Origin of the sequence: Pseudomonas sp. 67(2021) (genome assembly GCF_017491835.1) — a bacterium.
GTDB lineage: Bacteria > Pseudomonadota > Gammaproteobacteria > Pseudomonadales > Pseudomonadaceae > Aquipseudomonas > Aquipseudomonas atacamensis.
Window position 1 is genome coordinate 384,191 of sequence record NZ_JAFGYL010000002.1, and the last position, 15,699, is coordinate 399,889.

Annotated in this window: 11 protein-coding genes; 2 read left to right on the top strand and 9 right to left on the bottom strand. The window is 61.4% G+C overall.

Annotated elements, in window-relative coordinates:
- Positions 1-131 precede the first annotated feature (131 nt).
- The 9 genes from J5M66_RS05435 to leuC form a co-directional block, all read right to left on the bottom strand.
- Positions 132-764, bottom strand: a complete 633-nt coding sequence (locus J5M66_RS05435) for a phosphoribosylanthranilate isomerase (protein ID WP_206420690.1) — start codon at positions 762-764, stop codon at positions 132-134.
- Positions 765-828: 64 nt separating this feature from the next.
- On the bottom strand, positions 829-1,653 hold the full coding sequence (gene truA, locus J5M66_RS05440) for a tRNA pseudouridine(38-40) synthase TruA (protein WP_016773937.1): 825 nt from the start codon (positions 1,651-1,653) through the stop codon (positions 829-831).
- Between the two features lie 266 nt (positions 1,654-1,919).
- Entirely contained in the window at positions 1,920-4,580 is a 2,661-nt protein-coding gene (locus J5M66_RS05445; RefSeq protein WP_207807345.1) for a FimV/HubP family polar landmark protein, read from the bottom strand.
- Between the two features lie 209 nt (positions 4,581-4,789).
- Complete coding sequence (locus J5M66_RS05450) at positions 4,790-5,800, bottom strand: aspartate-semialdehyde dehydrogenase (RefSeq protein WP_207807346.1); 1,011 nt, start codon at positions 5,798-5,800, stop codon at positions 4,790-4,792.
- A gap of 247 nt (positions 5,801-6,047) precedes the next feature.
- Entirely contained in the window at positions 6,048-7,160 is a 1,113-nt protein-coding gene (gene asd / locus J5M66_RS05455) for an aspartate-semialdehyde dehydrogenase (RefSeq protein ID WP_016773934.1), read from the bottom strand.
- 66 nt (positions 7,161-7,226) lie between these two features.
- Positions 7,227-8,309: a 3-isopropylmalate dehydrogenase gene (gene leuB, locus J5M66_RS05460; RefSeq protein ID WP_016773933.1), complete on the bottom strand. Its 1,083-nt coding sequence runs from the start codon at positions 8,307-8,309 to the stop codon at positions 7,227-7,229.
- Between the two features lie 55 nt (positions 8,310-8,364).
- On the bottom strand, positions 8,365-9,132 hold the full coding sequence (locus J5M66_RS05465; protein ID WP_207807347.1) for a class I SAM-dependent methyltransferase: 768 nt from the start codon (positions 9,130-9,132) through the stop codon (positions 8,365-8,367).
- Positions 9,133-9,226: 94 nt separating this feature from the next.
- On the bottom strand, positions 9,227-9,871 hold the full coding sequence (gene leuD / locus J5M66_RS05470; protein ID WP_207807348.1) for a 3-isopropylmalate dehydratase small subunit: 645 nt from the start codon (positions 9,869-9,871) through the stop codon (positions 9,227-9,229).
- Positions 9,872-9,873: 2 nt separating this feature from the next.
- Positions 9,874-11,304, bottom strand: a complete 1,431-nt coding sequence (leuC, locus tag J5M66_RS05475; protein WP_116657799.1) for a 3-isopropylmalate dehydratase large subunit — start codon at positions 11,302-11,304, stop codon at positions 9,874-9,876.
- 139 nt (positions 11,305-11,443) lie between these two features.
- Here leuC and J5M66_RS05480 point away from each other — a divergent pair, with 139 nt between their 5' ends.
- Together J5M66_RS05480 and J5M66_RS05485 are read left to right on the top strand one after the other, a co-directional pair.
- Positions 11,444-12,334 carry a LysR family transcriptional regulator gene (locus J5M66_RS05480; RefSeq protein WP_024012384.1) on the top strand — a complete coding sequence of 297 codons (891 nt, stop codon included), beginning with the start codon at positions 11,444-11,446 and terminating at the stop codon, positions 12,332-12,334.
- A gap of 63 nt (positions 12,335-12,397) precedes the next feature.
- Positions 12,398-15,676 (top strand): PAS domain S-box protein, encoded by a 3,279-nt coding sequence (locus J5M66_RS05485; protein WP_123443177.1) that lies wholly within the window; start codon positions 12,398-12,400, stop codon positions 15,674-15,676.
- Positions 15,677-15,699 lie beyond the last annotated feature (23 nt).

Sequence of the window (15,699 nt, forward strand, 5' to 3'; positions counted from 1 at the left end):
ATTCATGTGTGTGGCGATGGTTGATGAAGAGTCGCGGTCAGCGCGGAACATGACCTGCGTACGATTCAGCAACCCTCAGCCGCGCCTGCTTTGTGCAAGTGCATTGATGGACGGCGGCAGACTGCCAGCCGTCACATCGACAATGTATTGCCGCGCACCGCGTTGATGAATGCGCGAATCTTGTGGTGATCCTTGATGCCTTTGCTCGCTTCTACCCCGCCGCTGACATCCACCGCGTAGGGCTTGACCCGCGCTACCGCATCAGCAACGTTCTCCGGCGTCAGGCCACCGGCCAGAATCAGCGGCTTGCTCAGGTGTTGCGGAATCAGTGACCAGTCAAACGCCTCGCCGGTTCCGCCAGGCACCCCTTCGACATACGTGTCGAGCAGTACGCCACTGGCGCCGGGGAAGGCATCGCAGGCAGCGGCAATGTCATCGCCAGCCTTGACCCGCAGCGCCTTGATGTACGGACGATGCCAGCCTTCGCACTCCTGCGCGCTTTCGTCGCCATGGAATTGCAGCAGATCAAGCGGCACCGCATCGAGGATTTCTCCCAGCTCGCAACGACTGGCGTTGACGAACAGCCCCACGGTGGTGACGAACGGCGGCAACGCCTTGATGATCGCCCTTGCCTGCTGCACATTCACTGCACGCGGGCTCTTGGCGTAAAACACCAGACCGATCGCATCGGCACCGGCTTCGACGGCGGCCAGTGCATCTTCGATGCGGGTAATGCCGCAGATCTTGCTGCGAACAGCTGACATGTCAGGAAAACCTCAAGGCAAAATCCGAAAACGTCCCGGATGGTAACAAAAGCGTCCGAGGGCGTCAGCCGTCAAGTTCGGAGAAACCCGTAAGGAAATGTGGCCCGATAAAGCGCTCGGGTAACGGGAATTCGTCGTGGTACTCGACCTGCACCAGATAGAGCCCATATGGATGCGCCGTCACCCCGCCGGAACGACGCTCGCGACTCTCCAGCACTTCTTTCATCCACTCCACCGGGCGCTCCCCGGCACCGATGGTCATCAGCACACCGGCAATATTGCGCACCATGTGATGCAGGAAGGCATTGGCACGAATGTCGAGCACGATCATCTTGCCGTGACGGGTCACGCGCAGGTGATGCATCTTCTTGATCGGCGACTTGGCCTGGCACTGACCGGCCCGGAACGCGCTGAAATCGTGAGTACCGATCAGGTACTGCGCGGCCTCGGCCATACGCTCGGCGTCGAGCGGACGGTGATTCCAGGTGATTTCTTCATTGAGGTGCGCCGGCCGAATCTGATCGTTGTAGATCACATAGCGATAACGCCGGGCAATGGCCTTGAAGCGCGCATGAAAATGCGCCGGCATGACCCTGGCCCAACTGACGCTGATGTCGTGAGGCAGATTGATGTTGGCGCCCATGACCCAGGCTTTCAGCGAGCGATCAACCTGGGTGTCAAAGTGCACCACTTGGCCGCAGGCATGCACGCCGGCGTCGGTACGCCCGGCGCATTGCAGGGAAACCGGTGAATTGGCGACTTTCGACAGAGCTTTTTCAAGCTCTTCCTGCACCGTCGCCACACCGGTCAACTGACGCTGCCAGCCGCTGTAGCGCGAGCCTTTGTACTCAACGCCCAGCGCGACGCGGTAAAAGCCGTCGGGCGCCATTTCGGCGACCGGGTTATCTATGTTTGCCAAGGTGGGACAGCCTGCTGATTTGCAAAGGCGGGCATTATAAGGCGGTGGGCTGGGGATGCCAGAGTTCTCTATCGGCAGTACCGCCCCCTTCGCGAGCAGGCTCGCTGCCACATTTGCAATGCGTCCCACTGTGGGAGCGAGCCTGCTCGCGAAAGCAATCGTTCAGACACCGCCGAATCCGGCACAAACAAAAACGGCAGCCCCACCGGGCTGCCGCTTGTTGTTTACCGCTGAACTTACGCCAGGTTGGAAAGCATTTCCTTGGCCTCGCCCCGCTGCTTCTCGTCACCCTCGGTCAACACTTCGTTGAGGATGTCACGGGCACCGTCGGCGTCGCCCATGTCGATGTAGGCCTGGGCCAGATCGAGTTTGGTCGCCGCTTCGTCGGTGCCGGCGAGGAAGTCGAAATCGTCTTCGCCCAGATCGTCACCCATCGCCGCGTCCGCTTCGGTGAAGCTCGGCTCGGCCATGCTTTGCGACAGGCGATCCAGCTCGGCATTGACGTCGTCCAGCTCGGCCGCAAAGGCGTCCGGCTCAGCAGCTGGGTTGCTGTCCATTTCGTCCGCCAGCGACAGGTCGAAATCGGCTGGCAGCTCCAGATCGTCCTGCGGCACGTCAGCGACAACCGGCGTCTCGACCGGCGGCAAGTCCTTCACGCCGTCGTCCAGATCCAGCAGGAAGTCATCTTCAGCCAACGTGGCCGGCGATGGTTCGGCGCCCAGATCCATATCCAGATCGAAGTCCGACAGATCGTCGAGATTGTCTTTCATCTCGGTCTGTTCTTGCAGCACCGAAGCGAAGCTCAGATCGTCTTCGGCCGGAAACGCGTCGAGCTCGACAGGCGCTTCTGGCTCGACCGCTGGCGCAGGATCGACCGGGGTGATGTTGTCGAGGTCGTCCAGGCTCAAATCGAACGCGGTGTCGAGGTCGTCAGCGGCGGTCTCGGGCGCTTGCGGCTCGTCTTGCAGCAGTTCCTTGACGTACTGCGCGTCCAGCTCGGCAGCGACGGCGGCAGCCGCCAGCCCACCGGCAGCAACCACGGCCATGGCCGGGAAGCGGCTCTTCAGTGCTTCGACCTTGGCGAAGTTATCGCCATTAGCCACCAGTTGACGCTCCTGCGCGACGAACGCATCACGGTCGCCCTGCTGGCCGTAGACTTCCATCAGCTTCAGGCGCAGATCGCTGCGTTCCGGCTCAAGGCTGACGCCCTCTTCCAGCAGCGCGGCGGCTTGATTGAGGCGACCGGCATTGATGTGCGATTGCGCTTTGTCGAGCACATCATCAGAGCGCTCGCCGGCCGGGGCCACCAGAGGTGCGGCAATCGGCGCAGCCATCACCACCGGAGTGACGACCGGTGCAGGGGCTGGCGCAGGTGCCGGAGCTGGCGTATTGAGTTTGACGCTGGCCGCTGGGGTTTCGAGACCAGAGAAGCTGCTTTCCGGCAGTTCCTGCTCAGCGGAGAATTCTTGCTCTTCAGCCAGAGCGCGGGCCATGCGCAGGTGCTTTTCGGCTTCCTGCTGGGCTTTGCGACGACGCGCCAGCAGCAACAGCAGAAGCAGGAGAACCACCGCACCGCCGCCGATCAGGCCGAGCAGGATCGGATTGGTCAGCAGTTCATTGAAGGCTTTGTCGTCATCGGCGGCAGCAGGCGGCGTAGTTTCGACCACCGGCTCGACGACTGGCTCAACCGGGGTTTCCGCTGGCGGCGCGATGGCCGACTCTGGAGTCGGTGAAGCCGCTGCGGCGTCGGCCGGGGTGGCTGGCGGGGTCGCCGCCAGTTCGGCAGTAATCGCCGGCACCGGCGGCACAGCAGCAGTGGCGCCAGGCGCGGCGCCGGCGCCGTCGGCCTGCATCTTCGCCAGTTGATTGTTCTTCAGCTCGATCAGCTTTTGCAGCTTGTCCAACTGGCTCTGCAGATCCGCCATGCGGCTTTTCAGTTCCTCGTTGTCACGACGGGTCGTGTCGAGGTTTTCCTGGGTGATTGCCAGTTTGTTGCTCAGCGCCTTGGCGTCGCCGGCCGGGCCTTTCGCACCGGGCTTGGCGCTTTCCGCCGAGACCAGGCTCAGATTGTCCTGAGTGTTGGCCGCTGTACCGGTATTGCCACGACCGCGATTGGTTGCATCCAACTGCTGCTGACCGGTGCCAGGCTTGGCCGCGTAACGACGGCCCTGACGCCAGGCTTCGTTCTGCGCCGCCACTTCAGCGATGGCCGCCGACTGCGGCAGCGCGGTGCTTTGTACCGGATCCGGCAGACGCAGCACCTGACCGGTTTTCAGACGGTTGATGTTGCCGTCGATAAAGGCATTCGGATTAAGCGCCTGAATCGCCAGCATGGTCTGCTGCACCGAGCCACCGTTGCGTGCCTTCGCGGCGATTTCCCACAGGGTGTCGCGCGGCGTGGTGGTGTATTGATTGCGATGGGTGGCGCCAGTGGTTGGCGCGGTGATGGTCTGCGACGGCGCCGGTTGCGCGGCGGCGTCAGCGGTCTGCGGCGAGAACTTCGACGGATCGAGCAGCACGCTGTAATCACGCAGCAGGCGGCCATTGGGCCACATCACCTGCACGAGGAACTTCACCATCGGTTCCGACAGCGGTTGGCTCGAGGTCACGCGCAACACGCTTTTGCCGCTGGCGTTGAGTACCGGGGTGAACGTCAGGTCATTGAGAAAGGCCTGCCGATCGACGCCAGCCTTGGCGAAGTCTTCAGGGGAAGCCAGGCTCGGCACCACCTCGGCGGCGGTGAGATCCTTGACGTCGAGCAGCTCGATTTCAGCCACCAACGGCTGGTTCAGGGTCGACTTCAGGGTCAGCTCCCCGAGCCCGAGGGCATGCGCCATACCGGAGGACAGCGCCGAGGCGGCCGCTATTGCTAACACCAGTTTGCGAACTTGAACCATAGCCTCATCCTTTGTTTGAACGTTCCTCGGCCAGCGAGAAGCTTTTGAATACCGCTGCCGTAAGGCATTGCGCGCGACGACGGGGGTCGCCGCGCGCGATCATTTCGGTGCTGCCCCGGAAAGTCCCGGAGGGTGACTCGTCATCGACGCGCTTCGGGCAAGCATAGCGCTCACCTAGAATCAGTCGACAAATTGTTGCCAAGTATCTTTTACAGCAGGTCTTTTATCAACAACTCAGCCAGTTGCACGGCATTGAGCGCCGCGCCTTTGCGTACGTTATCTGACGTCAGCCAAAGATTTAGTTCCGCCGGGTCGTCGACACCACTGCGCACGCGGCCTACGTAGACCACGTCCTGCCCCACCGCATCGCCGACCGCGGTCGGATAATCGCCGGCCTCGACCAGCTCAATGCCCGGTGCTGCCTCGAGCGCGGCGTTGATCTTTTCCAGGTCAACAGCGCTGCCTGACTGCAAGGTCACGCTAAAGCTATCGCCAAAAAACACCGGGGCTTGAACGCAAGTGGCAGAAATCTTCAACAAAGGTTTTGCCAGGACCTGACGCAACTCGCGTACCAGACGCTTTTCCAGCAGCGTATGGCCTTGCGCATCAGGCGCACCGACTTGCGCCAGCAGGTTGAACGCCATCTGCCGGTCGAAGAACGTCGGTTCCAGCGGACGCATGTTGAGCAGCTCGGCGGTCTGCCGCGCGAGCTCGGTGACCGCCTCGCGGCCTTGCGCGGAAACGGCCAGGTTGGCGGTGACGTTGACGTATTGCAGATCGAGCAGATCGAGCAACGGCGCCAGCACCACGGCAAGCGTAGTGGCCGACGGGCTTGGGCTGCTGACCTGGAACGGGCTTTTCAGACTGGCGAGAATATCGGCATTGGCCTCGGGCACCACTTGTGGCGCCTGATCGGCAGGCAAGGCGCCAGACAGGTCGATCAACGAGCAACCGGCAGCATGGGCGCGAGCGGCGTAGCTCAGCGACACCGCAGCGCCAGCGGCGAAGAACACCAGTCTGACCTTGCTGAAATCGAACTCGTCGACCTCGCGCACGCGGACGTTTTTGTTGCGGAACAGTACCGAGCTGCCGGCCGATTCGCTGCTGGCCAGCAGGTGCAGATTGCCGACCGGGAAGTCGCGCTCTTCGAGAATCTGTACGAGGGTTTCGCCGACAGTACCGGTGGCGCCGATAACGGCGATATCGAAAGTCTGGGTCATGGAGCTACCTCTGGCAAAACGGGGGGAGCGGCACTTTACCGGGTGGGTGGCGCACAGGCAATTTCTGCCCGTACCGATCGTTCCCACGCTCTGCGTGGGAATGCCTCAACGGACGCTCCGCGTTCTGCTTCGGAAGGGACGCAGAGCGTCCCGGGATGCATTCCCACGCGGAGCATGGGAACGATCATTGCGCATAAAAAAACCCGCACCTCTCACAAGGCACGGGCTCTTTCATTGCTTCAAGCGATCAACGCTCCAGCAGGATCCGCAGCATGCGGCGCAGCGGTTCGGCCGCGCCCCACAGCAGTTGGTCGCCGACGGTGAAGGCGCCGACGAATTGCGAACCCATGTTCAGCTTGCGCAGACGACCGACCGGCACATTCAGGGTGCCGGTGACCTTGGTCGGGCTCAGCTCCTGCATGCTGATCTCGCGGTTGTTCGGCACCAGTTTGACCCAAGGGTTGTGCTGGCTGATCAGCCCTTCGATATCGGCGATCGGTACGTCTTTGTTCAGCTTGATGGTCAGCGCCTGGCTGTGGCAGCGCATGGCGCCGATGCGCACGCAGATACCGTCGACCGGGATCGGGCTCTTGAAGCGACCGAGGATCTTGTTGGTCTCGGCCTGGGCCTTCCACTCTTCGCGGCTCTGGCCGTTCGGCAGTTCCTTGTCGATCCACGGGATCAGGCTGCCGGCCAGCGGTACACCGAAGTTCTCGGTCGGGTACGCGTCGCTGCGCATGGCTTCGGCCACGCGACGGTCGATGTCGAGGATCGCGCTGGCCGGGTCGGCCAGTTGATCGGCGACAGCGGCGTGGGTCGCGCCCATCTGCTTGATCAGTTCACGCATGTTCTGCGCGCCGGCACCGGAAGCCGCCTGATAGGTCATGGCGCTCATCCACTCGACCAGACCGGCCTCGAACAGACCGCCCAGACCCATCAGCATCAGGCTGACGGTGCAGTTGCCGCCGATGTAATTCTTGGTGCCCGCGTCCAGTTGCTGGTCAATGACCTTGCGGTTGACCGGGTCAAGAATGATCACCGCGTCATCGTTCATGCGCAGGCTCGACGCCGCGTCGATCCAGTAGCCCTGCCAGCCGGCTTCGCGCAGCTTGGGGAATACTTCGCTGGTGTAGTCGCCGCCTTGGCAGGTCAGGATCACGTCGAGGGTCTTCAGCTCGTCAATGCTGTAAGCGTCCTTGAGCGGAGCAATGTCCTTGCCCACGGACGGGCCTTGGCCACCGACATTGGACGTGGTGAAAAACACCGGCTCGATAAGATCGAAATCCTGCTCTTCCAGCATCCGCTGCATGAGCACGGAACCGACCATCCCGCGCCAACCGATCAGACCTACACGTTTCATCGCAACTACACCTTCTTGAAAAGTGGGCCGCTGCTTTGTATTGAATTTCGCAGCGGGCCCGAGAGATTACAGATTCCGCAGCGCGGCGACTACTGCGTCGCCCATTTCCTGCGTACCGACTTTGGTACAACCGGCCGAGTGGATGTCACCGGTGCGCAAGCCCTGATCGAGCACCACACTGACAGCTTTTTCGATGGCATCGGCAGCGTCGTGCAGATTGAAGCTGTAACGCAGCATCATCGACACCGACAGGATCGTCGCCAGCGGGTTGGCAATGCCTTTACCGGCAATGTCCGGCGCCGAACCGTGGCACGGCTCGTACATGCCCTTGTTGTTGGAGTCCAGCGAGGCCGACGGCAGCATGCCGATCGAACCGGTGAGCATCGACGCTTCGTCGGAGAGGATGTCACCGAACATGTTGTCGGTGACGATCACGTCGAACTGCTTGGGTGCGCGCACCAACTGCATGGCGGCGTTGTCGACGTACATGTGGCTCAGTTCGACTTCCGGGTAATCCTTGGCCACCTGCTCGACCACTTCACGCCACAACTGGCTGGACGCCAGGACGTTGGCCTTGTCCACCGAGCAGAGCTTCTTGCCTCGAACCATGGCCATGTCGAAACCGACACGTGCGATGCGGCGGATTTCGCTTTCGCTGTACGGCAGGGTGTCGTAGGACTGACGCTCGCCATTGTCCAGCGTACGGGTGCCACGCGGCGCGCCGAAGTAAATGCCGCCGGTCAGCTCACGGACGATGAGGATGTCCAGACCGGCGACGATTTCCGGCTTCAGGCTCGATGCGTCGGCCAGTTGCGGATAGAGGATCGCCGGGCGCAGGTTGCCGAACAGGCCCAGTTGCGCACGGATTTTCAGCAGACCGCGTTCAGGGCGGATATCACGCTCGATGGTGTCCCATTTCGGGCCACCGACAGCGCCCAGCAGCACGGCGTCGGCAGCGCGGGCGCGATCAAGGGTTTCGTCGGCCAGCGGCACGCCATGCTTGTCGATGGCCGCGCCACCGATCACGTCGTGGCTCAGCTCGAAGCCCAGGCTGTACTTGTCATTGGCCAATTCCAGCACCTTGACCGCTTCGGCCATGATTTCCGGACCAATACCGTCACCCGGGAGAATCAGAATCTGCTTGCTCATGCTTTCCTCGTGTCTTCAAGCGGTGCGCCAGTGAACGGCGCGCCGGGAAAAATTCTTATCGCTCGGCCATCAGTACGATCACATCGGTACTGAACGAGCCGTCGGCATCTATCTCAAAATACTCACGCACTTCGTTGCCCATCGACTGCTGCAACTGGCGGATCGCCGCGCGCATCACGTCAGGTGTGCGCATGCGCTCCACCCAACTGCTGTACTCCAGACGCAGGCGCTGCCGGGTGGTACTGCGCACATGCAGACCGGCTTCGCTGACCTGGCGCAGCCACTCGGCTGCGGAGTAGTCGCGGACATGGCTGGTGTCGCGCAACACCTCAACGCTTTGCAGGTAAGTGTCGAACAACGCACTGCCCGGTGACAACACATCAACGAACGCCGCCACCCCGCCCGGCTTCAGCACCCGGCGCACTTCGCGCAAGGCCAGACCGAGGTCGCTCCAGTGATGCGCCGAATAGCGGCTGAACACAAAATCGAATTCGCCATCGGCGAACGGCAAGCGCTCGGCAGCACCGTTGACGGTAATGATGTTGCTCAAGCAGCGATCGACGGCAGCGCCGGCAACCACATCAAGCATTTGCTGCGACAGGTCGTAAGCCACCACTTCCCTGACCAGCGGCGCCACATGAAAGCTGACATGACCGGCGCCACAACCCAAGTCCAGCACCCGCGCCTCGCCCTGCCCGGCCAGCTCAGCTTGTAGCAGTGCGAATTCGGTGCCTTGAGCGTGAACGGCGCTGCTGAGGTAAGCGGCGGCCTGTTCGCCGAATTGCTTCTGGACGACCTGGGTATGCTGGGCGGTGCTGGTCATGGGTCACATCCTGTAAGCAGTGTTGTTTGAAACACATTCCCTGTGGGAGCGAGCCTGCTCGCGAAGAGCCCGCCCTGACTACATCAATCCCGAGTCAGGCGTCGCGAAACAACCACGGCTGGCTAACACGATGCCTGGCCTCGAACGTCGCAATCGCATCGCCGTCCTGCAAGGTCAGGCCGATATCGTCCAGACCATTGAGCAGGCAGTGCTTGCGGAACGCGTCGACCTCGAAGCTGTAGACCTTGCCATCCGGGCGGGTCACGGTCTGCGCTTGCAAGTCGATCTGCAATTGATAACCCGGCTCGGCTTCAACCTGCTTAAACAGTTCATCAACTTCTGCATCGCTGAGGATGATCGGCAGCAGGCCGTTCTTGAAACTGTTGTTGAAGAAAATGTCGGCGTAACTCGGCGCGATGATGCTGCGGAAACCGTACTCTTCCAGCGCCCACGGCGCGTGTTCACGGCTCGAGCCGCAGCCGAAGTTCTCGCGGGCGAGCAATACGCTGGCACCCTGATAACGCTCGGCGTTGAGGACGAAATCCTTGTTCAACGGGCGCTTGGAGTTGTCCTGATAAGGCTGGCCGACATCCAGATAACGCCACTCATCGAACAGGTTCGGACCGAAACCGGTGCGCTTGATCGACTTCAAGAACTGCTTGGGAATGATCTGATCAGTGTCGACGTTGGCACGATCCAGAGGCGCAACAAGACCAGTGTGCTGAGTAAATGCCTTCATCTTTACTGTGCTCCTTGGATCAATTCACGAACGTCAATGAAACGGCCGTTCACTGCTGCCGCCGCCGCCATGGCCGGGCTGACCAGGTGGGTACGGCCACCGGCGCCCTGACGGCCTTCGAAATTACGGTTGGACGTCGACGCGCAATGCTCGCCGGACTCCAAACGGTCCGGGTTCATCGCCAGGCACATCGAGCAGCCCGGCTCACGCCATTCGAAACCGGCCTCGAGGAAAATCTTGTCGAGCCCTTCGGCTTCGGCCTGCGCCTTGACCAGACCCGAGCCCGGCACGACGATCGCCTGCTTGATGGTCGAGGCGACCTTGCGGCCCTTGGCGATCACCGCAGCGGCGCGCAAGTCTTCGATGCGCGAGTTGGTGCAGGAACCGATGAACACGCGATCGAGCTGAATGTCGGTAATCGCCTGATTGGCGGTCAAACCCATGTATTTCAAGGCGCGGACGATCGAGTCGCGCTTGACCAGATCCATTTCCTTGGCCGGGTCCGGCACGTTCTGATCAACAGCCAAAACCATCTCAGGCGAAGTGCCCCAGCTGACTTGCGGCTTGATCTGCGCGGCGTCGAGCTCGACCACGGTATCGAACTTGGCATCGACGTCGGAGACCAGGTCTTTCCAGGCTTCGACGGCCATGTCCCACTGCTCGCCTTTCGGCGCGAATGGACGACCTTTGACGTAGTCGATGGTCTTCTGATCCGCCGCCACCAGGCCGACGCGGGCGCCGGCTTCGATGGACATGTTGCAGATGGTCATGCGGCCTTCAACGGACAGATCGCGGATCGCGCTGCCGGCAAATTCGATGGCGTGGCCGTTACCGCCGGCGGTGCCGATCTTGCCGATCACCGCAAGGACGATGTCCTTGGCGGTCACGCCGAACGGCAATTGGCCTTCGACGCGCACCAGCATGTTTTTCATTTTCTTGGCCACCAGGCACTGCGTGGCGAGCACGTGCTCGACCTCGGATGTGCCGATGCCGTGGGCCAACGCACCGAATGCGCCGTGGGTCGAGGTGTGCGAGTCACCGCAGACCACGGTCATGCCCGGCAAGGTCGCGCCCTGCTCCGGACTGATGACGTGAACGATGCCCTGACGCACGTCGTTCATCTTGAACTCGACGATGCCGTATTCATCACAATTGTCGTCGAGGGTCTGCACCTGCAAACGCGAAACCTGATCGGCAATGGCTTCGATGCCGCCCTTACGCTCAGGGGTGGTCGGTACGTTGTGATCCGGGGTCGCAATGTTGGCATCGATGCGCCAAGGCTTGCGCCCAGCCAGACGCAGGCCTTCGAAAGCTTGCGGCGAAGTCACTTCGTGGATGATGTGACGATCGATGTAGATCAGCGCCGAGCCATCGTCGCGCTGCTTGACCAAATGCGAATCCCAGAGCTTGTCGTAGAGCGTTTTGCCGGCCATCAGACGGTTCCTCATCAGCTTGTTTCTATGCCCTGGGCTTATCAATAACCCTTTGGCTTGTGAGGCCGATCCTATGGGGTTAGATTAAATAACTCAAATTCATATTTTTTATGCTTTGGATAACCAACTGGAATGCGACATGGACTTGGCTAACCTCAACGCTTTTATTGCCATCGCCGAGACCGGCAGCTTCTCCGGCGCCGGCGAACGGCTTCATCTGACCCAACCGGCGATCAGCAAGCGCATCGCCGGTCTTGAGCAGCAATTGAAGGTACGCCTGTTCGACCGCTTGGGCCGCGAAGTCGGCCTGACCGAGGCCGGTCGCGCCCTGCTGCCACGGGCTTATCAGATTCTCAACGTGCTCGACGACACCCGCCGCGCCCTGACCAACCTGACCGGTGAAGTCAGCGGCCGCCTGACGCTGGCCACCAGTCACCACATCGGCCTGCACCGCTTGCCGCCTCTATTAAGGGAGTTCACCCGCCGCTACCCACAGGTTGCGCTGGATATTCAGTTTCTTGATTCGGAAGTGGCCTACGAGGAAATTCTCCACGGCCGCGCAGAACTGGCAGTCATCACCCTCGCGCCAGAGCCGCATACCTTGGTCAAAGCCACGCCGGTGTGGGACGACCCGCTGGATTTCGTCGTCGCCCCGGAGCATTCGCTGATCAACAACGGTGCCGTCAGTCTGGCGGACATCGCCGGCCATCCGGCGGTTTTCCCCGGCGGCAACACCTTTACCCACCACATCGTCCAGCGTTTGTTCGAAGCTCAGGGCCTGACGCCGAACATCGCCATGAGCACCAACTATCTGGAAACCATCAAGATGATGGTCTCCATCGGCCTGGCCTGGAGCGTGCTACCGCGCACCATGCTCGACGAACAAGTGGCAAGCATCGCATTGCCGGGCATACAGCTCACTCGCCAGCTAGGCTATATCTTGCACACCGAACGGACGCTATCGAATGCAGCAAGAGCCTTCATGGCCCTGCTGGATGCACAAATCGATCGGCCAGGGATCCCGGCCTGACTTGTGCTACTCCTATAGCGCCGCTCCTGTGCCTAACGCCACTCAGCTCAAGGCCCGCTGACAATGCCGAAATCTGTTGACCGAACTCCGCCGATGCCGCGAATCCAGGCCGTCGATCCGCGCCATTCCGAGCAGAGCTGGGAAAGCGCGCCGCAATTGCTCGCCGCGCTCAACGGCGCGCGGCTCGGTGCCTGGTATTGGGACATCGAGCGCGGGCAGATCAGCTGGTCGCGGGGCACCCAGGCGTTGTTCGGTTTCGATCCACGGCAGCCGTTGCCCGCCGATTTGGAATACCTCGACCTGTTGCCGCCGGAAGACCGCGCGAAAACCGTGCGTGCTTTCCACGCGGTGATCGCCGGCGCCCCTCTGGAGCAGGCGATGCATCACCGCATCCGCTGGCCCGACGGCAGCCTGCACTGGCTGGAGATCAGCGGTAGCCTGCTGCCAGACAAGAACGGCCGGCCCCGAATGATCGGGGTGATTCGCGAAATCACCCACCAGCGCCAGCGCGAGCAGGCCTTGAGCAGCTCGGAGAAACGTTTCGCGACACTTTTCCACCTATGCCCGAACATGGTTCTGCTGACCCGACAGGAGGACGGCCTGATCAGCGAGGCCAACCAGTATTTCGAAAGCCTGTTCGGCTGGCCGGTGCAAAGCGCAATCGGCCGCACCACCCTGGAACTGGGCTTGTGGGTGCACCCCGAGCAACGCGCCGAACTGGTGAAAAAAACCAAAGCCAAGGGCGAGCTGATCAGCATGGAAGTGCAGTTTCGCGCCAGCAATGGCCAGGTGCACGACGGCATCCTCAGCGCGCAGAAGGTCGAGCTCGAAGGTCAGCCCTATCTGCTCAGCACGTTTCTCGACACCACTGAACGCAAAGCCGCCGAACTGGCCTTGAAGGACAGCCAGGAACGCCTCGACCTGGCGCTGGATTCGGCGCAACTCGGCACCTGGGACTGGCACATCCCCAGCGGCATGCTTTACGGCTCGGCGCGCGCTGCGCAATTGCACGGGCTGGAGCCGATTCCATTCCACGAATCATTCGAGGAGTTTTTCGAAGGCGTGCCGGGCGAGGAACGCGACAGCATGCGCGACGCGTACCGCAGCCTGCGCGAAGGCCCCGCCGGCAATTATCAACTGACCTATCGGGTGCAATTGCCCGACGGCAGCTCGCGCTATCTGGAAAGCCGCGCGCGTCTCTATCGCGACGACAACGGCGCACCGCTGCGAATGGCCGGCACGCTGCTGGACATTACCGATCAGGTCGAGCGCGAACAGCGTCTGGTCGCCTCGGAAGAGAAATTCGCCACGCTGTTTCAGGTCAGCCCCGATCCGATCTGCGTCACGCGCCAGGAAACCGGGGAGTTCATCGAGATCAATTCCAGCTTCAGCCAGACCTTTGGCTGGAGCGCCGCCGATGTGATTGGCCACACCGCCGAGGAAATCGGCCTGTGGGACGCCTCGGCGAAAAGTCTGCAACGCATCGAACGGGTGATTCGCGAACAAGGCCTGAGCAACGTGGCCATTCTCGTCCAGCACAAGGACGGCCAGTCGCTGACGTGCGTGATTTCCAGCCGGCAGATCAGCGTCGGCGACCAGCCGTGCATAGTCACCACCCTGCGCGACATCACCCAGCAACAACGCTCGGAAGCAGCGCTGAAGGCCAGCGAAGAAAAATTCGCCAAGGCGTTTCACTCCAGCCCCGACGCCATCACCATCACCGAGCGCGACACCGGGCGTTATCTTGAGGTCAACGATGGCTTCTGCCGCCTCACCGGCTATCGCGCCGACGAAGTGGTGGGCAAAACCGTTTATCAGGTGGGGATCTGGGCGGAAGAGAAACAACGCTCGACCTTACTCGCCGAGTTGCAGATCAAGGGCCGCGTGCATCATCAGGAAATGCTCGGGCGCAACAAGCGCGGCGAGTTGCTCACCGTTGAGGTCTCGGTCGAGCCGATCACGCTCAATGAAACCGCGTGCCTGCTGCTGACCGCGCGCGACGTCAGCCTGTTGAAGAACGCCGAAGCGCAGATTCGTCACCTGGCCTATCACGACCCGCTGACCAACCTGCCCAACCGCGCCTTGCTGATGGATCGCCTGAGTCAGCAGATCGCCCTGCTCAAGCGCCACAATCTGCGCGGCGCCTTGCTGTTTCTCGACCTCGATCACTTCAAGCACATCAACGATTCCCTCGGCCACCCGGTCGGCGACACCGTGCTGAAAATCATCACCGCGCGGCTCGAAGCCAGTGTGCGCATGGAAGACACCGTGGCGCGCCTCGGTGGCGATGAGTTTGTGGTGTTGCTCAGCGGCCTCGAAGGTTCGCGCAGTGAAGTCAGCGAACAAGTGCGCGCGCTGGCCGACACCATTCGCGAATTGCTTTCGGAGCCGATGTTCCTCGATGGCCAGCGCCTGCAAGTGACGCCGAGCATTGGCGTGGCGCTGATTCCCGATCACGGTTCGACCCCGACCGACCTGCTCAAACGCGCCGACATCGCCCTGTACCGGGCCAAGGATTCCGGGCGCAACACCACGCAGATGTATCACAACACCATGCAGAAAGCGGCCAGCGAGCGCCTGCGCATGGAGACCGACCTGCGCCTGGCGCTGTCGCGCGGCGAGTTCAACGTGCACTTTCAGCCACAGGTCGATGCCCGCGACAACCGCATCATTGGCGCCGAAGCCCTGGTGCGCTGGAACCATCCCGAACTCGGCGCGCAATCTCCCACCGAGTTCATCAAGGTACTGGAAGACAGTGGCCTGATTCTCGAAGTCGGCACGTGGATCCTCGATGAAGCCTGCAACGCCTTCAAACAACTGATCGCGTTGAAACTGGTCGACCCGCTCAACTTCAGCCTGTGCGTGAACATCAGCCCCCGGCAGTTCCGCCAGAACGATTTCGTCGAACGCATCGAACACAGCATGACCAGCCACGGCCTGCCCTGCTCGCTGCTGAAACTGGAAATCACCGAAGGCATCGTCATCCAGAATCTGGAAGACACCATCAGCAAAATGCGTCGTCTGAAAAAGCTCGGCGTGAGCTTCGCCATGGACGACTTCGGCACCGGTTATTCGTCGCTGACTTATTTGAAGCGCCTTCCGGTAGACACCCTGAAGATCGACCAGTCGTTTATCCGCGATGCGACCACCGATTCCAATGTTGCCGAGATCATTCGCGCAATTGTCGCGATGGCGCGCAGCTTGGAATTGGAAGTGATTGCCGAAGGCGTGGAGACGCCAGCACAGCTGGCGTTTTTGCAGGGACTGGAATGCCATTTGTATCAGGGTTATCTGCACAGCCGGCCGGTGGGGTTGGAGGATCTGAAAAAACTGCTGCCCTGAATCGGCGGTCGCACAGACTGGCA

Excerpts from the sequence above, each read along its gene's own strand:
- J5M66_RS05435 (WP_206420690.1), bottom strand. The coding sequence starts at position 764 with ATGTCAGCTGTTCGCAGCAAGATCTGCGGCATTACCCGCATCGAAGAT.
- truA (WP_016773937.1), bottom strand. The coding sequence starts at position 1,653 with ATGGCGCCCGACGGCTTTTACCGCGTCGCGCTGGGCGTTGAGTACAAA.
- J5M66_RS05445 (WP_207807345.1), bottom strand. The coding sequence starts at position 4,580 with ATGGTTCAAGTTCGCAAACTGGTGTTAGCAATAGCGGCCGCCTCGGCG.
- J5M66_RS05450 (WP_207807346.1), bottom strand. The coding sequence starts at position 5,800 with ATGACCCAGACTTTCGATATCGCCGTTATCGGCGCCACCGGTACTGTC.
- asd (WP_016773934.1), bottom strand. The coding sequence starts at position 7,160 with ATGAAACGTGTAGGTCTGATCGGTTGGCGCGGGATGGTCGGTTCCGTG.
- leuB (WP_016773933.1), bottom strand. The coding sequence starts at position 8,309 with ATGAGCAAGCAGATTCTGATTCTCCCGGGTGACGGTATTGGTCCGGAA.
- J5M66_RS05465 (WP_207807347.1), bottom strand. The coding sequence starts at position 9,132 with ATGACCAGCACCGCCCAGCATACCCAGGTCGTCCAGAAGCAATTCGGC.
- leuD (WP_207807348.1), bottom strand. The coding sequence starts at position 9,871 with ATGAAGGCATTTACTCAGCACACTGGTCTTGTTGCGCCTCTGGATCGT.
- leuC (WP_116657799.1), bottom strand. The coding sequence starts at position 11,304 with ATGGCCGGCAAAACGCTCTACGACAAGCTCTGGGATTCGCATTTGGTC.
- J5M66_RS05480 (WP_024012384.1), top strand. The coding sequence starts at position 11,444 with ATGGACTTGGCTAACCTCAACGCTTTTATTGCCATCGCCGAGACCGGC.
- J5M66_RS05485 (WP_123443177.1), top strand. The coding sequence starts at position 12,398 with ATGCCGAAATCTGTTGACCGAACTCCGCCGATGCCGCGAATCCAGGCC.